The organism is Arthrobacter luteolus NBRC 107841, assembly GCF_001552075.1.
Classification (GTDB): Bacteria; Actinomycetota; Actinomycetes; order Actinomycetales; family Micrococcaceae; genus Arthrobacter_B; species Arthrobacter_B luteolus.
The window spans coordinates 409,370-435,986 of sequence record NZ_BCQM01000002.1 but is presented as its reverse complement, the minus strand read 5'-3'; the positions used below and the strand labels follow the sequence as shown (position 1 = coordinate 435,986).

The following is a 26,617-nucleotide window of genomic DNA, read 5'->3' as shown; positions in this document are numbered from 1 at the left end:
CTCGCTCAGGTACCAATTCTAGTTTCATTCACCCGACCGGCGCGGGCGCCGGATCGTTCCCGTACACCCGTGCCCGGGCCTTCCGCCGGGCCGCCTCGGCGTACCTGCTGTAGGCCAGACCGCTGTCCTTAATCGTCCGTTCCTGGGTGGTGTAGTCGACGTGGATGATTCCGAAGCGCTTCTCGTATCCCCAGGACCATTCGAAGTTGTCCAGCAGGGACCAGACGAAGTAGCCCCGCACGTCAGCGCCCTGGCCGATCGCTTCCTTGACCGCGTTCACATGGTCAAGGATGAAGCGGGTGCGGTCACTGTCGGGAACTGTGCCCGCCTCGCTGACGACGTCGTCGTAGGCCGCACCGTTTTCGGTGATGTACAGCGGGGGCAGCTCTGGATACTCCTTGCTGAGCCGCACCAGCAGCTGCCGCAGCCCGTCGGGGTTCACTTCCCAGTTCATTGCCGTCCGGGGCAGGCCCCGGGACGGGAAGGTGATGTGCTCGGCCCCGATCCAGGGTGACGCCTTGGGGGTGGAGGTGCCGCCGCCGTGGCCGTCCGCACCGGTGGTATCCGGATGCCCGCTGATCAGGTCGTCGTGGTAGTGGTTGACGCCGAGAAAGTCGATCGGAGTTCCGATGATGTCCATGTCCCCTGGGAGGATGACGTCCTGCAGGCCGTAGGGCTCCAGGTCCCGCAGGGAATCCTCAGGATAGGCACCGCGCAGAATCGGCTCCAGGAAGATCCGGTTCTGCAGCGAATCGAACAGCCTGGCTGCCTCTGCATCCACCGGATCGGCCGGGTTCTTCGGAATGGAGTTGCTCAGGTTCAGGGTGATCCCTACCTGTTCCGCGCCGAGGGTGCGCAGCTCAGAGGCTGCCATCCCATGGGCAAGGTGCTGGTGATGAACGGCGGCGACGGCGGCACGCGGCTCCTGGCGACCGGGCGCATGGACACCGGAGCCGTATCCCAGCAGCGAAGAGCAGAACGGTTCGTTGAACGTGGTCCAGTGGCGGACCCGGTCGCCCAGGGACGCATAGACGTCCTGGGCGTATTCCACGAAACGCAAGGCGGTGTCCCGGTTCGCCCAGCCGCCCTTCTCTTCCAACCCCTGGGGCAGATCCCAGTGGTAGAGGGTCAGCCAGGGGAGTATCCCGGCCTCGAGCAGTTCATCCACCAGACGTGAGTAGAAGTCCAGCCCCGCGGAATTAACCTCCCGCCCGCCCGGCCGTACCCTGGCCCAGCTGGTGGAGAACCGGTAGGAATCCAGCCCCAGCCTTTTCATCAGCGCCACGTCCTGCGGCATCCGATGGTAGTGGTCAACCGCGGTGGCGGGGGTGTCTCCGTTGAGGACGTTGCCCGGTACCGCCGCGAAGGCGTCCCAGACGGAGTCCTCCTTCCCGTCTTCGTGGGCCGCGCCCTCCACCTGGGCGGCTGCAGTCGCTGATCCCCAGATGAAACCAGGCGGAAAATCGCTGGCCGGAATGGTCTTCTTCGTCATTAGCCCTTCACTGCTCCCTGCATGATTCCGGAAATAAGTTGTTTGCCCGCCAGTACGAAAAGCACGAGGAGGGGGATGGTTGCCAGTACGGCGCCGGTGAGGACCACGGAGTAGTCAACGTAGCGGGCGGACTGAAGCTGGCTGAGTGCGACCTGGAGAGTCGGGTTGTTCGGCAGCACCAGGAGGGGCCACATGAAGTCCGTCCAAGCCGTCATGAACGTAAACAGGCCCAGAATGGCCATTGCGGGCTTGGCGGCGGGCAGGGCGACGTGCCGGAAGGTACCGATCATGCTGGCACCGTCCATCCGGGCCGATTCGATCAGCTCATCCGGAATGACATCCACCAGATACTGCCGCATAAAAAAGACCCCGAAAGCTGTCACCAGGCCTGGGACGATCACGGCGCCCAGTTCACCTGTCCAGCCGAGCTTTTGCATGATCATAAAAAGGGGAATGATGCCCAGCTGCGTGGGAATGGCCATGGTGGCGATGACCGCCACCATCAGCAGGCCCCGGCCCTTGAACCTCAGCTTTGCGAAGGCATAACCCGCGAGTGTGGAAAAGACAACCACCGAAGCCGTTACGGTGCCCGAAATGATCAGGCTGTTGGCCAGCGCTTTCCAGAAGGGCACGGTGTCGAAGACGGCAGCGGCATTCGTCCAGAAGTTTCCTCCCGGCCAGAGCGGCGGCCAGTCCAATCCCAGCGCCTCGTTGGACCGGCTCCCGATGACCATCGACCACCACAGGGGATAGGCGGACCCGATGAGGAAGGCCAGCAGGATCCCGTAGCTGAGGAACCCTGGACGCCTTGCCCCGCCCATTGAACGGCGTGGACGCCTGCGGGATGGCTTGCCTGAACCGGAGTCAACTCCGGTGCCCGGAATAGCCCGGGCCTTTTGCAGAACAGTCATCGTTTACTCCTTGCCCGCCGGGGCTTTTTCGTATCCGCTGTCGCGATTTTCTTGGAGATCAGGAAATTCACCACTCCCACCAGCACAATGATCAGGAAAAGCAGCCACGCCACCGCAGCAGCCTTGCCGAAGTTCTGCCGCTGGAACGCCATCTCCCACAGGTACAGGACTGTCGTCTGGAACTGGCGCTGGGTTCCGCCGGCCGTGACCGGATCGAACAGGCGCGGTTCCGCGAAGATCTGCAGCCCGCCGATCGTGGAGGTGATGATCACGAAGATCATCGTCGGCCGGATGCTGGGCAGCGTAATGCTGAAGAAACGTCGGACGGCACCCGCACCGTCCAAGGCTGCTGATTCGTAGAGATCCCGGGGAACAGCCTGCATGGCGGCCAGAAGGATCAAAGCGTTGTAGCCGGTCCAGCGCCAATTCACCATGGTGGCGATGACGACGTGACTGGGGAACATCTCCTCCCGCCAACTGACCCCGTTCACCCCGAAATTGCCCAGGAAGTTGTTGATGAGGCCGTTTTGCTCATTGAACATGTTGCTGAAAATCAGGGCAACAGCCACGGGAGTCACCACGTAGGGGAGCAGAACCGACATGCGCCAGAACGTCTTTGCCCGCAGGTGCTGATCCAGGACAGCGGCCAGGAGGACCGCTACTGTCAGCTGCGGTATGGCGGAGAGCAGGAAGATGGAAAACGTGTTGAACATCGAGTTCCAGAAGTAGCCGTCCGCCAGGACTGCCGTAAAGTTCTCGATTCCAACGAAGTCCCCCTGGCCCTTGAGGGTGTGCCAGTCATGAAGCGAAACCCAAAAGGTATACAGGAGCGGGAACAAACCGGTGAGTGCGAAAAGGATAAAGAAGGGAGAGATATACAGATAAGGGGACGCCTTCATATCCCAGGCGGAACGGCGCTGGCGGAAGGTGAGCCGCTTCTTGGCGGGCGGCCGGACAACTGGCTGTTTCAGTGTGGTGGTCATGGGGAACTCTCATGCTCCAGGCGGGGCCAACGGCTGAGGCCGAAGGCCCCGCGTGCGGTGCTGCTAGTTGTTGATAACCAGGTCGTTAAGAAGCTCGAGCGCCTTGGCCCAGGCCTGGTCGGCGTCTGCCTGGCCGGTCTCAAGGAGATCGATCGGCGGACCGAAGACATTCTCCTGAATCACCGAGTCATCCGGGCCCTTGAACTGTGCAACTACGCCTTCAGCACGGGCAGCCAGGATGGAGCCGGTGGGGGCGTCATTGAACCATTCGTTCGGCGTGGCCTCGGATGCCAGCTGCTCCTGGGCAGCAATGGTGCTGGGGAAGTTGTTTGCTGCCGCGCTCTGCTTGATCTGCTGGTCCGGATGGGTCAGCCAGGCTGCCAGTGCGGCCGCAGCTTCCTTGTGCTCGGAGGTTTCCGGAACGGACAGGAAGGCTCCACCCCAGTTGGACGCTCCGCCGGGGAAGACATCGGCGAAGTCCCATCCGCTGTCCGTCCCGCCGCCCGCGGCCTCAATCTTTCCCTGGATGGTTCCCAGCATCCAGCCCGGGCACACCATGGTGGCGAAGGAGCCGTCAAGGAACGCCTTGCCGTTGGCCCAGTCCCATTGGGTCTGGTCAGAGGACAGCCCGTCTTCGATGGCACCGCCCAGCTGCTTGAAGCGCGAAATCATCGCTTCGTTGCCGTCGAGGTTCAGCTCGCCGTCCTTGGTGTAGTAACCCTCGTCCATCTGGTTCACCATGGAGTTCCACACGAACCCGGCCTGGTCGAACCAGGCCTTGCCGCTGGTGTCCTTGTACTGGTTTCCGACTTCGAAGTAGTTCTCCCAGGAGGCGTTTTCTCCGCCAAGAAGTTCGGCAACGGCTTCCCGGTCACTGGGCAGTCCTGCTGCCTCGAAAAGCTTCCCGTTGTAGCAGATGCCCTGCGGGCCGATGTCGGTGCCGTATCCGATCACGCGCCCCTCAGGATCGGTTCCCTGCTCATACTTCCAGTCGACCCAGTTGCCCTTAATGTCAGCCGCTCCGTAGTCATTCAGGTCAACGAACTGGTCGGAGATTTCCATGATCGAACCGAGCCAGCCCTCTTCGATGGCGACTACGTCGCTGACGCCCGAACCTGCGGCGAGCTTCGTGAACAGGTCGGTCCGGGCGTTGCCGCCGGTATCGATGTTGGTGGCCTTGATGGTGACCCCCGGGTTGGCGTCCTCATACTCCGCATACAGATCGTCGTAGCCGAAGGTGCCGAACGTGGTCACGGTCAGTTCGACCGGGTTTTCCGCCGAAGCGGGTTCGTCGCTGTTGCTGTCGCCGCCGCCGCAGCCGGCGGCCAGCATTGCCACTACGGCGGCGCCTGCCACCGCAGCAGCTGGATGTCGGAAGTTTTTCACGGTCACTCCTTTGTGTGTGGGTCTAGCCGGTGCATATATATCCCGAATGGACTCTGCCGTGGAGCTTCCTGGCTGATCCGCTGGGCGGGACTCATGTGTTGTGGATTAACAGGGAGCCAGGTCCGGCTGCGTGCTGCAGCCGTGTGAGAGAGCGCTCTCTGATGTTGCTGAGAGCCTAGATGTGACGGGCTTCACTGTCAAGAGAGCGCTCTCTCGACTTTGGAGAAGCGGGTGTGAAGGAGCGGAAAACTAACGGACCGTGGACACCGTGACCGTGAACTTGGGGTTCCGTGCAACCTGCCGGGTGGGTCCGACCAGCCTGGTCAGGGCGGACTTGTAGGCGAGGTGGCTGTTCCAGACTGCCCATAGCTCACCGCCGGACCGCAGGGCCCGGCCGGCGTCGGCAAAGAGTTTCAGGGCAATGCCGGCATGCACGGCCGCCCCAATATGGAAAGGCGGATTGAGCACAACCAGTTCCTGCGATGCATCGGCCAGCCAGCTCAGGGCATCCGCCCGGCGCACGGCGGCACGCCCGGCGACACCGTTCGCCTCCAGCGTCAGGACGGTGGAGGCAACAGCGGCTTCCGACTGGTCAGAGGCCAGGATGCGCGCCTCCGGACGGGTCAGGGCCAGGTACGCGGCGATGGCCCCGTTGCCACAGCCCAGGTCAACCACCTGCCCGGCGCTCCGGGCCTGAGCCAGATGCGGCAACAGGAAGCGGGTCCCTGGATCCAGCGCAGCTCCACCGAAGGCCGCGCCGCGGGCCCGGAGCTGGAGCGGCGCCGGCAGTCCGGCGTCGTACGCCGCCGCCAGGGGAAAGCGCGGCGCCGGGCGCTCCGGCGCGGGCAGGGGAGAGGACACAGTCAGGACCCGGGACTTCTGCCGCGCCAGGCCTGCCGTGACGGAGCCGAAGTACCGCCCCAGCACGGTATTCATCGCCGTCGTCATGTGTTTCACGCGCCCGCCCGCGTAGATCACGACGTCCGGTGCAGCGTGCTCCGCGACCAGCGCAGCAATCTCCTCCAGGGCATCCAGTGAACGAGGCAGGCGCAGGAGTACCAGCCGTGCACCTGCGGCGAGTCCGCGGTCCAGTCCATGGTGCGCATAGGTCTCCCCGAGTCCCAGGGTCCGGGCATTGGCGTCCAGGGCAAGTTCTCCGGACAGCGGATCCTGCTGGACCCGAATGCCGCGGAGGCCATGCATGGCTGCTGCCCCGAGGGTGAGGGCGCCGTAGGAGTCACCGATAACGGCCAGTCCTGCCGGGCTGGACCCGGTGGGGTGCCCCGCGCCGCTGCGTGCGGATTCCTGCTGCCGTGCCAGGCGGGCCAGGTCCTCCGCAGCGGTATCGAGCAGCAGCCGGTCCGCGCTGTCGTAAGCCTGGAGGTTCTCAGCCTCCACGTCGGGGGCCCGGCCGAGCACGTCGAAAGCAAAAGCAGCAGTGTGGGTCACAGATCGATCCATTCGGTAGCAAGGGGCTCGGGCGCGGTTCCGCCTGCGGTCAGGGAAGCCAGCCGGTCGGAAAAGGCAGCTGCGGCGCCGGCGGCGTCCGGCAGCGCCACGGTGATGGTGGCTCCGCCCGGCCCATAGTCGGTACCCCTGATGCTGTATCCGGCGCTCCGCAGATCGTTCTCCAACCGGCCGGCGCCGGCATGGCCTGCCGTCACCGCGTAGAGCTGCATGCGCCTGCGCCGGAGCAGGGGAGCAGATGAGAGGGCCAGGGACACCGACTCGGAGTAGGCGCGCACCAGCCCGCCGGCGCCCAGGAGGATTCCGCCGAAATAGCGCACGGTGACTGCGGTGATGTCGCTCAGGTCCGCGGAGCCGTCAAAAGTCTCCCGCTTGGTCAGCGCTTCCAGCATGGGAATCCCTGCCGTTCCGGAGGGCTCGCCGTCGTCGTTGGAGCGCTGGACCGCCCGGTCCGGACCCAGGACAAAAGCACTGCAGTGGTGCCGGGCATCGTGAAACTCACGGCGCAGTTCCGCCACCAGTTCACGGGCCTGCTGTTCGGTTTCCGTGCGCCGGAGCACTGTGATGAAGCGTGAGCGTTTGATTTCGAGCTCGCTGCGGTGCTCCCGGGCGATGGTCGTGTAGCGCCCCGCCGCCGCGTCGAAATCACTCACCGTTCCAGTCTAGTTGCCGTCCCCCGGCGCGGCTTCCGTTCCGGGTAGGGTGGGAGCCATGCTCAAGGTAGGACTCACCGGCGGGATCGCTGCCGGCAAATCCGTGGCCGCCCAGACCCTCGCGGACTGCGGTGCCGTGCTGATCGACGCCGATGCGCTGGCGCGCGAAGCCGTGGCGCCAGGCACCGAGGGGCTCGCCGCCGTCGTCCGGGCCTTTGGCCCGGACATATTGTCCGGCGACGGCACGCTTGACCGGGCCGCCCTGGCGGCAGTGGTCTTCGGCGACGCTGAGCGGCGTGAAGTGCTCAACGGTATTGTTCATCCGCTGGTCCGTGCCCGGGCCGCGCAGCTGGCGGCGCAGGTCCCGGCCGAGGGGATACTCGTCCAGGACGTCCCCCTGCTGGTGGAGACCGGGCAGGCGGAGAATTTCGATTTCGTCCTGGTGATCGAAGCGCCGGAGGAGCTGCGGATGGAGCGCATGGTCCGGGACCGCGGCATGGATCCGGCGGCTGCGCAGGCAAGAATCGCGGCACAGGCGAGTGCCGGGCAGCGGGCCGCGGCAGCCGACGTCGTACTCAACAACACCGGCAGCCGTGATCAGCTGGTGGCGGCCGTGAAGGAGCTCTGGGAGAACCGCCTGGTTCCCCTGAACGAGGCACGGCTGCGGACGGACCGGCAGTAAGCGTACTTGGGAACGACGTTATGCCGTGAGCAATACGGACAAGAGCTGACCGCATCCCGGAGTAGCGTTAAACCATGAGTCTTGCGCAGGACATCAATCGTGTTGTTGCTCCGTTCCGTGTGGTCAGTGACTACTCACCTGCCGGTGACCAGCCGACGGCCATCAAGGAACTGGCCGAACGCATAAACGCCGGCGAAAAAGATGTCGTCCTGATGGGCGCCACGGGTACCGGCAAAAGCGCCACCGCAGCCTGGCTGGTGGAGCAGGTGCAGCGGCCAACCCTGGTGATGGTCCAGAACAAAACCCTGGCAGCCCAGCTGGCCAACGAGTTCCGGGAGCTGCTGCCCAATAACGCAGTGGAGTACTTCGTTTCCTACTACGACTACTACCAGCCCGAGGCGTACGTCCCGCAGACTGACACCTTCATCGAGAAGGACTCCTCCATCAACGAGGAGGTCGAACGCCTGCGGCACTCCGCGACAAACGCCCTGCTGACCCGGCGCGATGTAATCGTGGTGGCGACCGTGTCCTGCATCTACGGCCTGGGTACGCCGGAAGAGTACATCCGGGGCATGGTGACGCTGCGCCGCGGCATGGAAATGAACCGCGATGACCTGCTGCGCCGCTTCGTCTCCATGCAGTATGTCCGCAACGACATGGACTTTCACCGCGGTACCTTCAGGGTGCGCGGCGACACCGTGGAAATCATCCCGATGTACGAAGAGCAGGCCATCCGGATCGAGTTCTTCGGTGACGAGGTGGAGAGCATCCAGACCCTGCATCCGCTCACCGGCGACCTGATCCGCGATGAGGAAGAGATGTACGTCTTCCCGGCCTCGCACTACGTTGCCGGACCCGAACGGATGAACCGGGCCATCACCGGCATTGAGGACGAGCTGCGGGAACGCCTCGCCGAACTCGAAGGGCAGAACAAGCTCCTCGAAGCGCAGCGGCTGCGGATGCGCACCACCTATGATCTGGAAATGATGCAGCAGATGGGCTTCTGCAACGGCATCGAGAACTATTCGCGCTGGATCGACGGCCGCGGGGCGGGTACGGCACCTCACTGCCTGCTGGACTACTTCCCGGATGACTTCCTGCTGGTGGTGGACGAATCCCACGTGACGATTCCCCAGATCGGCGCCATGTACGAGGGTGACATGTCCCGTAAGCGGACCCTCGTGGAGCACGGCTTCCGGCTCCCTTCAGCCATGGATAACCGGCCGCTGAAGTGGGATGAGTTCCTGGAGCGGATCGGCCAGACGGTCTACATGTCCGCGACCCCGGGCAAGTACGAGCTGGGCAAGGCCGACGGCGTGGTTGAGCAGATCATCCGTCCCACCGGCCTGGTGGATCCGGAAGTGGTGGTCAAGCCCAGCAAGGGCCAGATCGATGACCTGCTGGCCGAGATCCGGACCCGGACCGAGAAGGACGAACGCGTGCTGGTCACCACCCTGACCAAGCGCATGGCCGAAGACCTCACCGGCTACCTCCTGGAAAACGGGGTCAAGGTCCAGTACCTGCACTCCGACGTCGACACCCTCCGCCGGGTGGAGCTGCTCCGTGAACTGAGGCTCGGCACCTTCGATGTGCTGGTGGGGATCAACCTGCTCCGTGAAGGCCTGGACCTGCCCGAAGTCTCCCTGGTGTCCATTCTTGACGCGGACAAGGAAGGCTTCCTGCGCAGTTCAACCTCCCTGATCCAGACCATCGGCCGTGCTGCGCGGAACGTTTCCGGCGAGGTGCACATGTACGCCGACCGGATCACCGATTCCATGGCGCATGCCATTGATGAGACGAACCGGCGCCGGGCCATCCAGGTTGCCTACAACAAGGAACGCGGCGTGGACCCGCAGCCGCTGCGTAAGCGGATTGCCGACATCACCGATTCGCTGGCCCGCGAGGACGCGGACACGAAGGCGCTGCTGGAAGAGGCAGCCCGGACGAAGAAGAAGGGCAAGGCCAAGGGCATCCGCAAGGACGGACTGGCCGCCGCCCCCGCGGAGGACCTGACCGGACTGATTGAGCAGCTCACGGAACAGATGCACGCAGCCGCCGCAGAGCTGCAGTTCGAACTCGCCGCCCGGCTCCGTGACGAGGTTGGCGACCTCAAGAAGGAACTGCGCCAGATGCAGAACGCCGGGCACGCCTGAGATAGACTGCTTGGCGTCGGTGGGGCAGTCCGGGAGGTATCCGGAAGACCCTGCCTTTTCCGTGCTTTGAAAGGTACTTCTACATGCCCGCATTACCTGTCGCCTTCGAGGTCGGCACGTTTATCATCCTGGGACTGGTCCTGCTTTTCGACCTGCTCCTGGTCGTCAAACGGCCCCACGAACCGTCCATGAAGGAAGCCGGCCTGTGGGTCGGCTTCTACGTTGGGCTGGCGCTGCTGTTCGCCGCCATGATGTTTGTGTTCACCGGCCCGGAGTACGGGAGCCAGTTCGTGGCAGGCTGGGTCACCGAATACAGCCTGAGCATCGACAACTTGTTCGTGTTCATCATCATCATGGCCCGCTTCTCGGTACCCCGTAAGTACCAGCAGGAAGTGCTGATGTTCGGCATCATCATTGCCCTGATCCTGCGCGGAATCTTTATCCTCATTGGCGCAGCCGTGATCGAGAACTTCAGCTGGGTCTTCTTCATCTTCGGCGCCTTCCTCCTCTGGACCGCGTACAAGCAGGCCACCGATAACGGCGAGGACGAAGACTCCGGAAGCGACAACAAACTCATCCGCCGGCTCACCGGCTTCCTGCCGATGACGGACAAATTCGACGCCGGCAAGATCCGCACCGTGGTGGACGGCAAGAAGGTCTTCACTCCGATGCTGGTTGTCTTCATCACCATCGGTGTCACCGACCTGATGTTTGCCGTGGACTCGATTCCGGCCATCTTCGGACTGACCCAGAGTGCGTTCATTGTCTTTACCGCCAACATCTTCGCGCTGATGGGCCTGCGCCAGCTTTACTTCCTGCTGGGCGGTCTCATGGACCGGTTGATCTACCTGAAGCACGGGCTGTCGATCATCCTGGCGTTCATCGGTGTGAAGCTCATCCTCCATGCGCTGCATGTCAACGAGCTCCCGTTCATCAACGGCGGCGAGCCGGTCGCCTGGGCACCGGAAATCCCGACCTTCGTGTCACTGGCCGTCATCCTGGGCACCATCGTGATCGCAACCGTGGCCAGCCTGCTGAGCCCTAAGGCAAAGGCCGTGCAGGCTGTGGCGTCCCTGGAGAATGCGCTGACCGTGTACCGCAGCCTGGGTGAGGACGCTGCCCATGAGGAGCGCGTCCAGGCCTACGAGAACGTTTCCGCGACCTACCGCGCCGCGGAAAAGGCTTCCCAGAACCGTCCGGACGTTGAGCTTCCGGAGATTTCGGAAGAGGCGCAGGCCCGGTTCCGGGCCTCCGATCCGCGGGTTCCCGGAGACTCCCCGGAGCACCCGGAGCGTTAGGAACACTGAAGCAGCTGGTGCGGCTGCCCGGCAGGAAACCCTGCCGGGCAGCCGCATTTGTTTGTGGCGGCCGGCAGAAACAGCGTCTACCGGCGCCCTGGCCGGACGCCGGTGCTACCCTTCAACTACTATGACCATCCCGAATAGGGACACCCACGGCCTTGAGTGGCCATTTTGTTTCCGCTTCACGCTCCCAAGGAGCAGCAATGAACTTCTTCGAAGTCCTATGGTCAATCATCGCGGTGTTCTTCCTCTTCGCTTACCTCATGCTGCTGTTCCAAATCTTCGCGGACATTTTCCGCGATGACAGCATGAACGGCTGGCTGAAGGCAGTCTGGATCTTCTTCCTGCTGTTTGTCCCCTACCTGACCGCCCTTGTCTATGTCATTGCGAGGGGCAAGGGCATGGCCGCCAGGAGCGTCCGCAGGGCGCACGAGGCAGAAGAGCAGACGGCACAGTACATCCGCCAGACAGCCGGAGCCCAGAGCCCCGCCGAACAGATCAGCTCCGCCAAATCCATGCTGGATGAGGGGCTGATCACCAACGACGAATTCGGCCGGCTCAAGGCCAAGGCCCTGGCCTGAGCATCCGTGTTCCGCGGAACCCGGGCAGCGAACGGTGCCCGGGTTACGCGGTGCCCGGGTTACGCGGTGCCCGGGTTACGCGGTGCCCGGGTTAGGCGGTGCCCGGGTTAGGCGGAGGCCGGCTGAGTGGGCGGGGCCGGGGGAGTGGAAGACGACGGCGGCGTAGGTGGCAGCGGCGGTACGGTAGGCGGATCGACAGCCGCATTCTGCCTGCCGAGCACCTCGAGGACCACAATCAGACCCACCAGCACGACGGCGATCCCAAGGGTGGTTCCGGCCGTCAGTCCGGGCAGGAACAGAAGCAGGACGAGAAGTCCTGCCGCAACCCCCTGGCACCAGCGCTGGTGGCGCAGCATCCAAGGCTCCCAACGGGAGGGGTGCCCGGCTGCATAAAGCACCAGCACCGCTAGCAGGCCAAGCACCAGTACCGTCCGAAGCGCTGCGGCAAGCGGGCCCAGGAACGCATTGCTGAGGGCTGCGGCCGCATCCGGGGATACAGCACTGCCCGTCAGCTCCTGGATCCCCATCTGCTGGATGATGCGCAGTGCCAGCACAAGGACAAGGGCCGCCGCGGCGCTGGCCACGGCAATGACCAGGCCGGCACGCAGGCGGCGGCCCGCCGGAGCCAGCAGGATGGCCGTAGCAGCGAGCACCAGGGCGGCCCAAGGCAGAACGGCAGCCACCCGTTCCAGGGCAGCCAGCGCAGAGAGTGCTGTAGCGAGACCCGGCGCATGGAACACGGTGAAGTCCCTGCCGGCGTCGTCAGGAATCGCCGACGCCGCGGACACGCCCTTGGCCAGCAGCCGGGATTTCACCTCGGCGATCATCGGTGTGGTGGAGATGGTGACGTCTCCGTTCGGGGCAATGGAAGCAGCGCCGGCCGGGTCGTCGTTGACCGCCCGGACCAGGGCCTCGTGCGCGGTCCTGTTCGCATCTACCCAGAGGTTGGCGAATGCTTCGCTGGAGACTGCTTTCGTTACCGTGTTGTCGATCAGGGCGTTGGTGCGGTCAGCGATAACCGGGCCCAGTGCGGCGCCGAGCGCCTGGGCCGCGCGTGAATCGTCAAGGTTGGAGAGTGCGTCATCGACCGTGGTGCTGATGTCCAGCCGCTCCGTGATCTGGTCTCCCAGCTGCTGGGAGAGGTCCGCCTGGACGGCGGGGTCCTGGATCACCGGCCCGATGGTATCCACGTACCGGTCGGTGTTGCTTACCAGGCTCGCTGCGTAGCCCGCAGTCACAGCGGCCACAAGCAGCAGGGCGCTGAGCACGCCCAGGACAGCGGACACGATTCTCCGCCACCTCGGTGGAGAGACGGCCTCCTGTGCAGTCCGGGGGGCCTCGATGCGTGTACTGGGTGCCATGGTCAGGCCTTCCGCCGCGCGGTTCGTTCCTGCTGACAGGGTAGGCCGGAGACGGCACACTACCAACAGCCTGAGGCATAATGCCGGCGCGGGCCGCCGGGCTGATTCTTGGACTGTCCGCTGACTGTGGTGCGGCGGGAGGCGGGGTCAGCGGCGGGCGCGCACGGCCCCGAAGCGTCGAAGCAAGGTGCTTCCCAGTGCCTGGGGAGACCGGTCACCGGTCTCCGGGTCCCGGTCCCGCTGGACCGGGGGATAGAGCCGGTCCGCCTCGGCCCGTTTGCGGGCTTCCAGCTCCGGGAGCCGGCGGGCAAGGGAGCCGGTGGCGGTGGGAATTTCCAGGCGTGAATCACTGTCATCAGCACCCGCGAAGGTCCAGCCGCTGCCCAGTTTAATCAGCGACTGGTGTTTGACATCGTAGTAACCCGGCTTGATCCCCAAGGCGACCCCCCGCGCGCCCGCTGCCGCTGCCAGCAGGTGAAAGTGGAACCGCGTGGTCAGCCACTCCTGTTGAGATGACAGCGGAAGCCCGTGCTGCCAGATGTGGGAAAATGGGATGAACCGGTCCCCGGGGATCAGATCTGACAGCAGTGCGAAGGCTGCGTGATCAGCACCCGGAATAGCTTCCACATAGCTGACCCGCTTCCCCTGGCTGATTGCATGCTCGATCACCGGACGGGCGGCCGCGACAGTCTTATGAAACGTTTGTGTATCGGTCATATCACTTTGGATACAGACAAAAAGTCCCTCTGCTCCGTGAGTATCCCGGCCTATTTCCCTGTTCGTTCCCAGAAATGCGTCGTCTATTCCCAGCGGAACACCGAAATTGGCGGAACTGGAGTTATCACGCACTGATACATAGTCAAAATCCGCGAACAGGGCAGTGGGATCGGCCAGGCCTTCCGGCAGCGGCATCAGACCTTGTCCGGTGGCATACAGCCGGGCGCCGGTCAGCTCCTTCACGGCCCTCATCCCGTCGGCCAGAGCAAAGTGGTGAGGCCAGACACCATTGAGGTAGCCACCTCCGATCAAGTGCAGCGACTGCGCTTCCCGCAGCTGCATCAGACCCAGATCGTAGGCAGGAGAGCCGAGATTGGCCACGAGGCCGCGGACCCGTTCGCCGATCTCTCCGGCCGGCAGATGGGCCGACTCGAGAACCGCACGCCACATCGTATTCGTGACGGTCAGGTTGGGGTGCAGCCCCTGAAAGAGCGCCGCCGCGGATCCAGGCTGTGGGCAGTCCAGCCACACCTGTGCATCAGGTGCCGTCTCGTTCAAATACCTCAGCCATGACGCAGTGATAAATTCGTCACCAAAATTGGGGTGGCCTGAAGTTCCGATCAAATAATAAACTGGATACCTCATAAGTCCAGATTAGCTTGAAACCGCTGATATTTCGTCCACCGTCCCTGAGGTGAAATTCACGCTTAGGGGCGTATCATTCCCAGCAGCCGGTTGAAGATGGTTTCGCCGTCGTCGGCAATACCGTCGTGATGGAAGTCAGCGCTTTCCCAGACCCGGAGTCCGGCGACCGCGGCGGCAGTCTCCAGGGAGAGGCCGCGGTCAACGTAAATGTCGTTGGTGTAGACGGCAGCAGCAGCCGGCACCGTGTTGCGGGCAAGCTGCTCCGTGTCGTAGAGCGCCGGCCAGCCGGACATTCCGGCGAGTACATGCGCAGTGCCCTGCAAAGGGCGCAGCGCTGGGTCCTCATCGAAGTACCACGGGTACACCATCTCACCGGTGTAGAGCGGTTCCGGCGCTTCGGGACGAAACTCCGGCCAGTCCTGCAGGACCCGCCACGCCGCCCAGTTTGTGGCCCCGCCCTGGCCATAGATCGATTCATGCATCAGGGCGTAGAGGGGATTGGCGGAACGCTCCGCTAGTTGCCAGACGCCGGTCAGGAAGGAGTCAGCGAGCCGCTCGCCGGACGGCGCCGCAACGAAGGCTTCCTCGAGCAGGTGATGAAGTCCGTCCATGCGGGTGTTGCCGCCCAGGAAGGATCCGGCCATCTGGAATCGCTGCACCGTCAGCCGCTGACCGTCAGGCAGGTACTCCGGAACGGCCTCCAGATGCCGGGCGATCCGGGTGGTGAGTTCCCGGTCGGCGGGGTACTTGTCAAAATACTCCCTGTTCCGGGCCGCCGTCCGCGCGAACGTGGCCTGGTAAACGCGGTCAGCCGGGCCGGTCAGCGGGGCCAGCCCGCCGGTGATCAGGACCTCCTTCAGCCCCTCGGGGGCAAAGGAGAGATACGTCAGGGCGCAGAATCCACCGTAGGACTGACCGTAGATGCTCCACGGCGCGGAGCCCAGGGCCGTGCGGATCAGTTCGGCGTCCCGGACGATGGAGTCGGCCCGGAAATGCCGCAGATATTCCGCCTGGGCCGCATCGTCTCCACGTCCGGCCAGGGTCTGCCGGTTCGCCGGTGTGGACAGGCCGGTCCCGCGCTGGTCCGGCATCAGGATGCGGAACCGCCGGGTGGCGGCCTTGGTCCAGCCGCCGAACTGCAGCAGTCTGCTGCCTTTTCCGCCGGGACCGCCCTGCAGGTACAGCAGCCAGGGGAGTTCATCGGCGCCGGCGACCTCGGGATCTGAATATTCGCGGGCAAACACGGTGATGTGTTCACCGTCCGGCCGGGAATGGTCCAGGGGAACGCTGAACCGGTGTTCCACCACCCGCATGCCGCGGACGGCGACGGGCTGCGACGCCGTGTGCGGGATGCTCACAGCAAACGTGTCTGGCCGGCTTCGGCGGCACCGAATTCGTTCAGGGCCCCGCCGGTCAGCCGGTACGTGGTCCATTCGTCCATCGGCTCCGCGCCGAGGGATTTGTAGAACTGGATGGAGGGCTCGTTCCAGTTCAGCACGCACCATTCGACCCGGGCGTACCCGCGGTCGACGGCGAGTTGGGCCAGGCTGCGCAGGAGCGCCTTTCCGTAACCGCGGCCGCGGCCCTCGGGACGTACATAGAGGTCCTCGAGCCAAATACCGTGGACCCCCTCCCAGGTGGAGTAGTTCAGGAACCAGAGCGCGAAACCTTGGACGGCCCCGTTGTCCTCCAGTACGTGCGCAAACACGGCCGGGTGCTCGCCGAAAAGGTGCTGCTCCAGGGCCTCCGGTGTGTTCCGGACGGCGTCTGGTTCCTTCTCGTAAATGGCGAGCTCATGAATGAGCTCGAGGATTACGGGAACGTCTGCTTTGCGTGCGGGCCGGATCAACATGGCATCCAGCCTAGTCCAGACGCCCGGCATGGATCACGCGGATGACGGGGCTGCCTGCTTCGTCCGAGGCGGCAAGGTCCACTTCGGCCGTGATCCCCCAGTCCAGATGCCCGGCCGGGTCCTTGAAGATCTGGCGCACTTCCCACTTGCCCGGCAGTTCCTTGATGATCAGCAGCTGCGGGCCGCGGGCATCGGGGCCGTCGTCAATGTCCTCGTGTTCTTCAAAGTACGCATCCAGGACGTCGGCCCAGCGGTCGGCATCCCAGCCGGATCCGGCGTCGAGCGTACCCAGCGCGGCGTCATCCTCATCAGCGAACAGTTTCACCCGCTGGAACATCTCGTTGCGGACCATCACGCGGAAGGCGCGGGTGTTGCCGGTGAGTTTCTCCGGGGCAGGGGGCAGCACGGGTTCACTGCCCGCGGAGGAATCAATCCCGGCGGCGAGTTCTTCCCATTCGTCCAGCAGGGAGGAATCGGTCTGACGGACCAGTTCCCCAAGCCACTCAATGATGTCTGACAGGTCCTCCCGGAGCGCTTCGGGCGGAACGGTCTGCAGCAGCGCCTTGTAGCAGTCGGCCAGGTAGCGCAGCACCACACCCTCGGAGCGGGCCAGCGAGTAGAACGCGACATACTCGCCGAAGCTCATGGCCCGCTCGTACATGTCCCGGACAATCGACTTCGGAGTCAGCTCGAAGTCGCCCAGCCAGGGAGCGCCGCTGCGGTAAACCTCGAATGACTGGAAGAGGAGCTCGGCGAGCGGCTGCGGGTAGGTGACTTCCTCCAGCAGCGCCATCCGCTGGTCGTACTCGATGCCCTCCGACTTCATGGCCGCGATGGCCTCTCCGCGCGCTTTCTTCTCCTGCGCGGAGAGCACCTGGCGCGGTTTCTCCAGCGTGGCTTCGATCACCGAGACCACGTCCAGGGCGTAGGACGGGCTGTCCGGGTCGAGGATCTCCAACGCCGCCATGGCGAAGGGGGAGAGCGGCTGGTTCAGCGCGAAGTTCGGCTGCAGGTGCACCTTGAGCCGGACCTGGCGGCCATCGGAATCCGGGACGGGCAGCTTCTCCACGATTCCGGCGGTCTTGAGTTCGCGGTAGATCCCCAGCGCCTTGCGCATGAGTTTCAGCTGCGAGGACCTGGTCTCGTGGTTATTGGTGAGCAGGTGCTTCGCAGCGCGGAACGGGTCACCCGGGCGTTCCAGGAGGTTCAGCAGCATGGCGTGCGTGACGTTGAAGCTGGAGGTCAGCGGCTCCGGAGTGCCCTCCACCAGCTTGGTGAACGTGGGCTCGCCCCAGGACACAAAACCGGCCTGCGGCTTTTTCTTGGCAACCTGCCGCAGCTTCTTCTGGTCATCGCCGAATTTCGCCTTCGCCTTGGCCATCGCCTTGGCGTTCTCGATGACGTGCTCCGGTGCCTGGACGACGACGGTTCCTGCCGTGTCATAACCGGCCCGGCCGGCCCGGCCGGCAATCTGGTGGAATTCCCGGACGTTCAGCGGGCGGGTGCGCACGCCGTCGTACTTGGACAGGGCAGTGATCAGGACGGTGCGGATCGGCACGTTGATGCCCACTCCGAGCGTATCGGTGCCGCAGATCACCTTCAGCAGTCCGGCCTGCGCCAGCTGTTCAACGAGCCGGCGGTACTTCGGCAGCATGCCGGCGTGGTGCACACCGATGCCGTGCCGGACCAGCCGGTTCAGGGTTTTGCCGAAGCCGGGGGCGAAGCGGAATCCGGCGATCAGGTCGGCGATCCTGTCCTTTTCCTCCCGCGTGCACACGTTGATGCTCATCAGCGCCTGGGCGCGGTCGATGGCCTCGATCTGGCTGAAGTGCACCACGTAGACCGGGACCTGCTTGGTCGCCAGCAGCTCCTCAAGGGACTCCTGGACCGGAGTCTCCACGTAGTAGTAGTGCAGCGGGATGGGCCGCTCCACGGAGGAGACCGTGACGGTGTCCCGGTTGGTCAGCTCGGAGAGGTCCGTGGCGATCCGGGTCATGTCGCCCAGGGTGGCGGACATCAGCAGGAACTGGGTCTGCGGCAGCTCCAGCAGCGGAACCTGCCAAGCCCAGCCGCGCTGCGGGTCGGAGTAGAAGTGGAACTCGTCCATGATCACGGTTCCGACGTCGGCGTCGGGCCCCTCGCGCAGGGCGATGTTCGCCAGGATCTCCGCGGTGCAGCAGATGATCGGGGCGTCCTTGTTGACCGAAGAGTCGCCGGTGACCATTCCGACGTTCTCCGCACCGAAAATGTCGCAGAGCGCGAAGAACTTTTCGGAAACCAGCGCCTTGATGGGGGCGGTGTAGTAGCTGCGCTCATCCAGTGCCATGGCGTAGAAGTGAGCGGCGATCGCCACCATGGACTTCCCGGACCCGGTGGGCGTAGCCAGGATGACGTTGTGGCCGGAGACCAGCTCCATCACGGCCTCGTCCTGGGCCTGGTACAGGGACATGCCGCGGCTCTCCACCCATTCCAGGAAGGAAGTGTAAAGCTCGTCGGGATCGACGGTGCGGGTGGCGGAGGGACCGGAAGGCAGCTGTTCAAGTAGTTTCATCTCCCTACCAGCCTAGCGGTGCGCGGGAAAGCCGCGTTCTGCGCCGCCAGGTGCCGGCCCAGGCAGCCCCGCCAGGGGGCCGGGTGCTCCGGTCAGGCCTATTGACTATGCCGCCGAGCCTGTCCATACTCTCTTTATTCTGCATTAAGAAATAGAAATTCCACATTGTGGATTAGTTGTTTTCCATCCTTCAGATGTTCTGCTCTCAACGCACCGCCAGCCCGGCACAGAGACGTGCCGCGGCGCAGCCGCCGTTCCACTGCCAAGGACGTTCCACTAACAGGCCACCGGCCGGAACTCCCGCACTGCACCCTGGAGACCACATGAATCCTGTTTCTGACCCGCCCCTGCCCTCCGCCCCGGCGTCGACCACTGCCGAGCGGGACCGGACATTCCGGCGCATAATTTTCCGGCTCGTACCCTTTCTTACGCTTGTCTGGTTCCTGGCCTGGATCGACCGGGTCAACATTGGTTTCGCGAAACTGACCATGATGGATGATCTGCAGTGGACCGAGGTCATTTATGGCGCGGGAGCAGGCATCTTTTTCCTGGGTTACTTCTTCTTCGAGGTCCCCAGCAACCTGCTGCTGCAGAAAATCGGCGCCCCTAAGACCATCATGCGTATTGCGCTGGGCTGGGGCATTGTGTCGATGCTGATGGCCTGGGTGCAGGAACCATGGCAGTTCTACAGTCTCCGGTTCCTGCTCGGTGCCTTCGAGGCCGGCCTGCAGCCAGGCGTGATCCTGTACCTGACGTTCTGGCTGCCCGCTCACCGCCGGGGAAAGGCGATGGCCATCTTTATGTCCGCTTCGGCGATGTCACTGATGGTGGGAAGCCCGCTGGCCGGTTTCATCATGGACCGTTTCTCCGGCTTCCTGGACATCGCCGGCTGGCAGTGGCTCTTCCTGGTGGAGGGTTTCCCCTCGATTGTGGTGGGTCTTGCCGCCGTCTTCATTCTCACCGACAAGCCCAACAACGCCCGCTGGCTCAGTCCCACGGAAAAGCAGCATGTGGCCTACGAACTTGCAGCCGAGGAACACGTGCTGGGCTCACGCGAACACAAGTTCTGGTCCTCGCTCCGCCAACCGAGCTCCTGGGTGCTGATCCTGACGTTCTTCTGCATCGTGGCGGGAAATGCGACGCTGACTTTCTATGGGCCCAGCCTGGTGCAGGCCGTCGGTTTTGCGGACATCACCAGCTTGGGCTGGGTAATGTCCGGCATCTACGCCTGCGGCTGGATCGGCATGGTCGGCAACGGCTGGCTCTCAGACCGGGCACGGGAATCCCGCTGGCACACTGCTGTCGCGGCGGGCCTGGGCGCGGCCGGGCTGCTGCTGGCTGCAGTCTTCCTGGGCCAGGGGAACGGATTGGGTGTGGTCCTGGCGCTGGCTCTGTCCGCCGCCGGGACGATGGGCGCCATCCCGGTGTTCTGGAACCTGCCCGGCCGCTACATGTCCGGCACCGCACTGGTTGCGGGCCTGGCGGTTATCAACTCGGTGGCTAACCTCGCTGGCTACTTCGCCCCGCAGGTGCTCGGTGCCATGAAGGCGTCCACCGGGAACTACACCGGCGGGCTCTACCTCATTGCTGCTGTTGAATTCGCTGCGGTTGCGCTGGTGCTGCTCTTCATCAAGAAACAGCAGGGGGTCCGGAACTCCGCGGTATCAAGGACTTCCGCACCCGTGCGCTGACCGGCCAGGCCAGCCCAGGCAGCCGCCGTTCCCTGGCCGCCGTGCCTGCTACGCTCGCGGCATGAAATGGGATCCGGCAAAGTACACACAGTTCTCCACCCACAGAGACCGGCCGTTCTTCGATCTGGTGGCCAGGATCGGCGCTGACAACCCTGACTGGGCCGCGGATTTGGGCTGCGGCACCGGGGCGTTGACCGCCGTCCTGGCTGACCGGTGGCCGGGCGCTTCAGTCACCGGCCTGGATTCCTCACCGGAGATGGTGCACCAGGCGCGCGTGCTGGCGGGCGGCCGGACGCAGCTCTCCTTCCAGGAGGGGAACATTCGGGACTGGGAGCCGCGGCCCGGCCCCGGAGTGCTGGTCTCCAACGCCGCGCTGCAGTGGGTTCCCGGACATGAAGAACTGCTGCAGCGCTGGGCCAAGGAACTCGATCCCGGTTCCTGGATCGCTGTGCAGGTGCCCGGCAACTTCGGCGGCCTCTCCCACGTCCTGATGCGTGAACTGGCCGGCTCGCCGCGCTGGCGTCCCGCGCTCGCCGGTGTGCTGAGGGGTGAGGACTCCGTGGCTGAACCGGAGCGGTACCTCGAGCTGCTCGTCGACGCCGGGTTTGTTCCCGATGTCTGGGAAACCAGTTACCAGCAGGTGCTCACCGGGGAGGATCCGGTGCTGGACTGGGTCCGGGGAACGGCGCTGCGCCCGGTTATGGCTGCCCTGCCCGCAGGGGAGTACGCGGAATTTGAAGCCGAGTACGGCCAGCTGCTGCGGACTGCTTATCCGGCCAGGCCCTGGGGCACCGTGTTCCCCTTCCGCCGGCTATTCATGGTGGCGCGGAAGCCCTAGCCCCCCAGGCCCAGCCGCGCCGGGAAGCGGCCGGATCAGCAGCTGACAACAGCAGCCATCAATCAACGGCGCCGGGCCGCGCGCATCAGCGGGGTATCAAGCCCATCGATCTGCTCGTCGGCTCCGGCCCGGCTCCGGCCCGGCTCCGGCCCGGCGCCCCGTCCCGTCCCGCTGATAATGCCTGGCCCGGTACAGCAGCCCGCCGAGACCGATCAGGAGGATGCTCCCGATCGGCCCGTACCCGGATTCACCTTCCCCGGCCCGGGTGGAAACCACGATGAAGGACAGGGCACACAAGGCACATCACCGCGCCGGCGATGAGGCAGCTCAGCACCGCCGCGGGCCCCGCGAGATTCACTGCTGTTCCGGAGAGGCGGAGCCAACGGCTAAGGGGACCGCCGCCTCCCGCGCTCGCAGGTGCCGGGAAGAGCCCGTTACCAGCCGCGTTCCTTCCACTCGGCCAGATGGGGGCGTTCGGCACCAAGGGTCGTTCCGGCGCCGTGGCCCGGATGGACCACCGTGTCATCCGGAAGGTATTCGAAGATACGTTCGAATACGTCGGCGAACAGGGAGTTGAACCGCTGCGGGTCCTTTTGCGTGTTGCCGAGGCCTCCGGGGAAGAGCGAGTCACCGGTGAACAGGTGCGCCGGCCCATCCGGATCCCGGTAAAGCAGGGCAACGGAGCCGGGGGTGTGTCCGCGCAGGCTGATCACTTCCAGGTCAAAACCGTCGAAGTCCAGCACGTCACCGTGGGATAGCGGCACATCGGTCGGCACCGGAATCGCCGGGATGTCCTCAGCCCCCGCCGCCGTGCGGGCTCCCGTGGCTGCAACGGCGTCGGCGAGCGCCTGAACATGGTCCGGATGGCTGTGGGTGGTGATGATCATCCGGACGGCTGCCTCCGCAGGCCCGCCGTACAGATCGTCCGCCCCATTGTCCAGCAGCGCCTGGATGCGCGGAAAATCATCCGCGGCGTCAATCAGGACCTGGGTGCCCGAGTTCTTAGCCGTGAGGACGTAGACATTGTTGTCCATGGAACCAACGGACGCGCTTCTGATCGAGACGTTCTTCGTATCCAACATGCGGCCCAGTCTAAACGGCTGCCAGGGTGCCCGGGGTGCACACGGAGACCGTGTCAGGGGGACCCTTGCCCGGCCTCGGGGAACGGGCGTAGTTTCGGATGGTGCCGGCGGACCGCCCGGCAGCTCCGGGAGGATAAGTGCTCGTTCGGCTCGTTCGTGAAAACCTGGCCCCGTTCAAGGGTGCCGTTGCCGCCGTCGTCGTCCTGCAGTTCCTGCAGACCGCCGCGACCCTGTTCCTGCCCACCCTCAACGCGGACATCATTGACCGCGGAGTGGTGCAGGGAGACACCGGAGCCATCCTCTCGATCGGCGCCTGGATGCTGGCGGTGACGGCCGCTCAGATGGTGTGCTCGGTCGCGGCCACCTACTACTCTGCACGCACCGCCATGCGGGTGGGCCGGAATGTGCGTGACGCCCTCTTTACCAACGTGCAGACGTTCTCCGGCCGGGAGGTGGGCGTTTTCGGTGCGCCGTCGCTGATTACCCGCACCACCAATGACGTGCAGCAGGTGCAGATGTCCCTGCTGCTCACCATGACCATGATGGTTTCCGCCCCGATCATGGGTGTGGGCGGGGTGCTGCTGGCCCTGAACCAGGACATTCCGCTCTCCGGCATCCTGCTGCTGATCCTGCCGGTGCTGTTTGTCATCATCATCCTGATCCTGCGCCGGCTGGTTCCGCTGTTCCGGCGGGCACAGCGCCAGATCGACCGGGTCAACGGAGTGCTGCGGGAACAGATCATGGGCATCGCGGTGATCCGTGCGTTTGTCCGGGAACGCACCGAGGAGCACCGGTTCGAAGGCGCCAACGCCGACCTCACCGGCACACAGCTGCGGGTGGCCCAGTACCTGGCACTCCTTTTTCCCGCCGCGATGCTCGTCGCGAATACCGCCACCGTAGCCGTGGTGTGGTTCGGTGCCTTCCGGATCGATGCCGGGCAGATGCAGATCGGCGCACTGACCGCCTTCATCGCGTACATCATGCAGATCCTGATGGCCGTGATGATGTCCATGTTCATGATCATGATGCTTCCCCGCGCCGCGGTCTGCGCCGAACGGATCTACGAGGTGCTCGATACGCGCACCAGCGTCCGCGACGCACCGGACGCCCGGCCGCTGCTGTTCGACGGCGGCCGCCTCGAGTTCCGGGAGGTGGGCTTCACCTATCCGGGGGCCGAGGCTCCGGTGCTGCAGGGGATCAGCTTCGAGGCACTGCCCGGGCAGACGACGGCGATCATCGGTTCCACGGGGGCCGGGAAATCCACTCTGCTCAACCTCATTCCCCGGCTCCTGGACCCCACCGCCGGCAGCATCAGCGTTGATGGCCAGGACACGGCAGCCGTCACCCTGGACTCGCTGCGCGGCGGAATCGGCCTGGTGCCCCAGCGGGCGCACCTCTTCTCCGGCACCATCGCGTCCAATCTGCGCTTCGGCAGGCCCGAAGCCACGGACGAGGAACTCTGGCAGGCACTCGACATCGCCCAGGCCGCAGATTTTGTGCGGGCGTCCGAGGGAGGGCTGGACCACGCCGTGGAACAGGGCGGCACCAACTTCTCCGGCGGACAGCGGCAGCGGCTGGCCATCGCCCGCGCACTGGTGGTCCAGCCGGCCATCTACCTCTTCGACGACAGCTTCTCCGCACTGGATTTCGCCACGGATGCCAGGCTCCGGGCAGCGCTGAAGGAACGCACTGCCCATGCGACCGTACTGGTAGTGGCGCAGCGGGTGAACACGATCACCGACGCTGCCCGGATCATCGTCCTGGACGAAGGACGGATCGCCGGAACCGGCAGTCATGCGGAACTGATGGAGACCAGTCCCACCTACCGCGAGATCGTCGAATCCCAGCTCACTCCCGAGGAGGCACTGTGAGTATGCCGGGCCGCGGCGCTCCGGCCGCTAAACCGGCCAACTTCGCCTCCTCCGCGGGCCGGCTGCTCCGGCTGCTGTCACCGGATACCTGGCGGGTTGCCGCCGTGGCAGTCTGCGCCGTCGTCTCCGTGGCGCTCGCGGTCACCGCACCCAAGGTGCTGGGGGACGCGACGAACGTTATTTTCGACGGCGTGATCGGCGCCTCGCTGGCGCCGGGGGTACCCAAGGAGGCCCAGGTCGCGGCCCTGCGTGCCTCGGGAGAGAACCAGCTCGCGGACATGCTGGCAGCCATGGACGCCGTGCCGGGGGAGGGGATCAACTTCAGCGCCCTCGGGGGGCTGCTGCTGGGAGTGCTGGCCATCTACCTGGCGTCCTTCTTTTTCGGCTGGGCCCAGGCGCGGGTGACCGCACGGATCGTGCAGGGCGCCATGTACCGGCTGCGGCGGGACGTGGATGCCAAGCTCTTCCGCCTGCCGATGTCCCACTTCCAGCGGGAGTCCCGGGGCGACGTGCTCAGCCGCGTCACCAACGACATCGACAACCTGGCCCAGACCCTTTCGCAGAGCATCACCCAGGTGATCACCTCGGTGCTGACCATCTTGGGCGTGCTGGGCATGATGCTGTGGATTTCCCCGCTGCTGGCACTGATAGCCGTCGCTACGGTTCCGGTCTCCGCCCTGGTGACTGTCCTGATCGCACGGCGCTCGCAGGTGCAGTTCAAAGCACAGTGGAAGACCACCGGAGAGGTGAACGGCTACATCGAGGAGATGTTCACCGGCCAGGATGTGGTGAAAGCCTTCGGCCAGCAGGAACGGGTGGTGGCCGGTTTCGCCCCGGCTAATGACCAGTTGTACTCCGCGACCTTCCGGGCCCAGTTCGTCTCCGGCATCATCATGCCGGTCATGATGTTCATTTCGAACCTGAACTATGTGGCGGTCGCCGTCGTTGGCGGCATCCAGGTGGCCGGCGGGGCGCTGTCCATCGGCGGTGTGCAGGCGTTCGTGCAGTACAGCCGGCAGTTCTCCCAGCCGCTGGGGCAGCTGGGCGGCCTGATCAACATGCTCCAGTCCGGCGTCGCCTCCGCTGAGCGTGTCTTCGCGCTCCTCGATTCCAAGGAGGAAAGCCCCGATCCGGACCATCCGGTGGTGCTGCAGAAGGTGCGCGGCGACGTCGCGTTCCGCCGGGTTTCCTTCTCCTACACCCCGGAGGCCCCACTGATCCGGGACCTCTCCTTCGACGCCAAACCCGGGCAGACGGTGGCGATCGTCGGTCCTACGGGGGCAGGCAAAACCACCCTCGTCAACCTGCTGATGCGCTTTTATGACATCGACTCCGGGGACATTACGATCGACGGCGTCAGCATCATGGATATGCGCAGGGAAGACCTGCGCAGCTGTATTGGCATGGTCCTCCAGGACGCCTGGCTGTTTGAAGGCACGATCCGCGAGAACCTCTCCTATGGGGCTCCGGACGCCACGGAGGAACAGATCATCGAGGCGGCGAAGGCCACCCATGTGGACCACTTCGTCCGGTCGCTGCCGGATGGCTACGACACGGTCCTCACCGCGGAGGGCGGTTCCCTGAGCCAGGGGCAGCGGCAGCTGATCACCATCGCCCGGGCCTGGCTGGCTAATCCCGCGATCCTGGTGCTGGACGAAGCGACAAGCTCGGTGGACACACGCACCGAAATCGCCATCCGGCAGGCCATGAACGCCCTGCGCCAGGCCCGCACCTCCTTCGTGATCGCCCACCGCCTCTCCACGATCCGGGACGCGGATATCATCCTGGCGGTCCGGGACGGCCGGATTGTGGAGCAGGGAACCCATGCGGCCCTGCTGGAGGCCGGGGGATTCTATTCCGGGCTCTACCAATCCCAGTTCAGTGAACCTGCCACGGCGGCCGAACCGCCGGACTAGCCTTGCCGGCCCTTGGCCGGGCCCCGCACATGGCAAGATTGAAGGGACTTCCCGACCTGCCGGGTAAACCCCGGCAGCACAACAGAAAGCGGTGGCATGGACGACGGCGTGCTCTCCTGGGTACGGATCGACGGAACAAGTTCGGTGCCGCCGTACGAACAGCTCCGCCTGCAGATCCTTGACGCCGCCAACGACGGCAGCCTTGCCGTTGGCACCCGGCTTCCTCCCGTCCGCGCGCTGGCAGCGCAGCTGGGCCTCGCGGTGAATACGGTCGCACGGGCGTACCGCGAACTGGAGCAGGCCGAGGTGGTCACCACCCGTTCCCGGGCGGGCACCATCATCGCCGCGGCGGGGGATAACGGCAGACGGCGCGTCGCTGAAGCCGCCAGGGTTTTTGCTCACACCGTCAAGGCCAACGGAGTGGACTCGAAGACAGCGCTGTCCTACGTCGAAGCGGCCCTACGCCAGGGGTGAACACACCCAC

At 64.7% G+C, this 26,617-nt stretch carries 20 protein-coding genes and 1 pseudogene; 9 read left to right on the top strand and 12 right to left on the bottom strand.

What is annotated here, in order from left to right:
- Positions 1–28: 28 nt before the first annotated feature.
- The 6 genes from AL3_RS06000 to AL3_RS05975 form a co-directional block, all read right to left on the bottom strand.
- Positions 29–1,492: a GH1 family beta-glucosidase gene (locus tag AL3_RS06000; RefSeq protein WP_066298011.1), complete on the bottom strand. Its 1,464-nt coding sequence runs from the start codon at positions 1,490–1,492 to the stop codon at positions 29–31.
- Positions 1,492–2,313 (bottom strand): carbohydrate ABC transporter permease, encoded by an 822-nt coding sequence (locus tag AL3_RS05995; protein WP_151723989.1) that lies wholly within the window; start codon positions 2,311–2,313, stop codon positions 1,492–1,494. The genes AL3_RS06000 and AL3_RS05995 overlap by 1 nt, the downstream gene beginning before the upstream one ends.
- 86 nt (positions 2,314–2,399) lie before the next feature.
- Positions 2,400–3,386, bottom strand: a complete 987-nt coding sequence (locus tag AL3_RS05990; protein WP_066298009.1) for a carbohydrate ABC transporter permease — start codon at positions 3,384–3,386, stop codon at positions 2,400–2,402.
- A 63-nt stretch (positions 3,387–3,449) separates the two neighbouring features.
- Entirely contained in the window at positions 3,450–4,718 is a 1,269-nt protein-coding gene (locus AL3_RS05985; protein ID WP_066298461.1) for an ABC transporter substrate-binding protein, read from the bottom strand.
- Positions 4,719–5,021: 303 nt separating this feature from the next.
- Entirely contained in the window at positions 5,022–6,221 is a 1,200-nt protein-coding gene (locus AL3_RS05980) for a class I SAM-dependent methyltransferase (RefSeq protein ID WP_066298008.1), read from the bottom strand.
- Entirely contained in the window at positions 6,218–6,892 is a 675-nt protein-coding gene (locus AL3_RS05975) for an IMPACT family protein (protein WP_066298005.1), read from the bottom strand. The genes AL3_RS05980 and AL3_RS05975 overlap by 4 nt, the downstream gene beginning before the upstream one ends.
- Before the next feature lie 58 nt (positions 6,893–6,950).
- On the opposite strand from AL3_RS05975, the gene coaE reads away from it, so the two are divergent.
- The 4 genes and pseudogenes from coaE to AL3_RS05955 all read left to right on the top strand — a co-directional run bounded on the left by coaE (position 6,951) and on the right by AL3_RS05955 (position 11,609).
- Entirely contained in the window at positions 6,951–7,574 is a 624-nt protein-coding gene (gene coaE, locus AL3_RS05970) for a dephospho-CoA kinase (protein WP_066298004.1), read from the top strand.
- 74 nt (positions 7,575–7,648) lie between these two features.
- Positions 7,649–9,727: an excinuclease ABC subunit UvrB gene (gene uvrB, locus AL3_RS05965; RefSeq protein ID WP_066298003.1), complete on the top strand. Its 2,079-nt coding sequence runs from the start codon at positions 7,649–7,651 to the stop codon at positions 9,725–9,727.
- Between the two features lie 83 nt (positions 9,728–9,810).
- Positions 9,811–10,806 (top strand): annotated as a pseudogene (locus AL3_RS05960) (TerC family protein); the annotation flags it as partial.
- Positions 10,807–11,231: 425 nt separating this feature from the next.
- Positions 11,232–11,609 carry a PLDc N-terminal domain-containing protein gene (locus AL3_RS05955; protein ID WP_066298001.1) on the top strand — a complete coding sequence of 126 codons (378 nt, stop codon included), beginning with the start codon at positions 11,232–11,234 and terminating at the stop codon, positions 11,607–11,609.
- A gap of 107 nt (positions 11,610–11,716) precedes the next feature.
- Here the strand turns inward: AL3_RS05955 and AL3_RS05950 are convergent, their stop codons facing one another.
- The 5 genes from AL3_RS05950 to AL3_RS05930 all read right to left on the bottom strand — a co-directional run bounded on the left by AL3_RS05950 (position 11,717) and on the right by AL3_RS05930 (position 18,735).
- Positions 11,717–12,895 carry a hypothetical protein gene (locus AL3_RS05950; RefSeq protein ID WP_066297996.1) on the bottom strand — a complete coding sequence of 393 codons (1,179 nt, stop codon included), beginning with the start codon at positions 12,893–12,895 and terminating at the stop codon, positions 11,717–11,719.
- Positions 12,896–13,117: 222 nt separating this feature from the next.
- Positions 13,118–14,332, bottom strand: a complete 1,215-nt coding sequence (locus AL3_RS05945) for a polysaccharide pyruvyl transferase family protein (protein ID WP_083521487.1) — start codon at positions 14,330–14,332, stop codon at positions 13,118–13,120.
- 62 nt (positions 14,333–14,394) lie between these two features.
- Positions 14,395–15,645, bottom strand: coding sequence for an alpha/beta fold hydrolase (locus tag AL3_RS05940; RefSeq protein ID WP_066298459.1), 1,251 nt, complete (start codon positions 15,643–15,645; stop codon positions 14,395–14,397).
- Positions 15,646–15,686: 41 nt separating this feature from the next.
- Positions 15,687–16,184, bottom strand: coding sequence for a GNAT family N-acetyltransferase (locus AL3_RS05935; RefSeq protein ID WP_066297994.1), 498 nt, complete (start codon positions 16,182–16,184; stop codon positions 15,687–15,689).
- Positions 16,185–16,194: 10 nt separating this feature from the next.
- A complete protein-coding gene (locus AL3_RS05930) occupies positions 16,195–18,735 on the bottom strand; it encodes a DEAD/DEAH box helicase (protein WP_066297993.1) in 2,541 nt (846 codons plus the stop codon).
- Between the two features lie 323 nt (positions 18,736–19,058).
- Here AL3_RS05930 and AL3_RS05925 point away from each other — a divergent pair, with 323 nt between their 5' ends.
- Positions 19,059–20,426, top strand: a complete 1,368-nt coding sequence (locus AL3_RS05925; protein WP_066297992.1) for an MFS transporter — start codon at positions 19,059–19,061, stop codon at positions 20,424–20,426.
- A gap of 61 nt (positions 20,427–20,487) precedes the next feature.
- Positions 20,488–21,264: a trans-aconitate 2-methyltransferase gene (locus tag AL3_RS05920; RefSeq protein WP_066297990.1), complete on the top strand. Its 777-nt coding sequence runs from the start codon at positions 20,488–20,490 to the stop codon at positions 21,262–21,264.
- Between the two features lie 434 nt (positions 21,265–21,698).
- On the opposite strand, the gene AL3_RS05915 is transcribed toward AL3_RS05920, so the two are convergent.
- Positions 21,699–22,346 carry an MBL fold metallo-hydrolase gene (locus tag AL3_RS05915; protein ID WP_066297987.1) on the bottom strand — a complete coding sequence of 216 codons (648 nt, stop codon included), beginning with the start codon at positions 22,344–22,346 and terminating at the stop codon, positions 21,699–21,701.
- A gap of 137 nt (positions 22,347–22,483) precedes the next feature.
- Between AL3_RS05915 and AL3_RS05910 the strand changes: the two genes are divergently transcribed.
- The 3 genes from AL3_RS05910 to AL3_RS05900 all read left to right on the top strand — a co-directional run bounded on the left by AL3_RS05910 (position 22,484) and on the right by AL3_RS05900 (position 26,607).
- The gene (locus AL3_RS05910; RefSeq protein WP_066297981.1) at positions 22,484–24,217 is read left to right on the top strand and encodes an ABC transporter ATP-binding protein; all 1,734 of its coding nucleotides are present in this window, start codon (positions 22,484–22,486) and stop codon (positions 24,215–24,217) included.
- 2 nt (positions 24,218–24,219) lie between these two features.
- On the top strand, positions 24,220–26,133 hold the full coding sequence (locus AL3_RS05905; protein ID WP_083521486.1) for an ABC transporter ATP-binding protein: 1,914 nt from the start codon (positions 24,220–24,222) through the stop codon (positions 26,131–26,133).
- A gap of 96 nt (positions 26,134–26,229) precedes the next feature.
- Positions 26,230–26,607, top strand: coding sequence for a GntR family transcriptional regulator (locus AL3_RS05900; protein WP_066297977.1), 378 nt, complete (start codon positions 26,230–26,232; stop codon positions 26,605–26,607).
- The last annotated feature ends 10 nt before the right edge of the window (positions 26,608–26,617 follow it).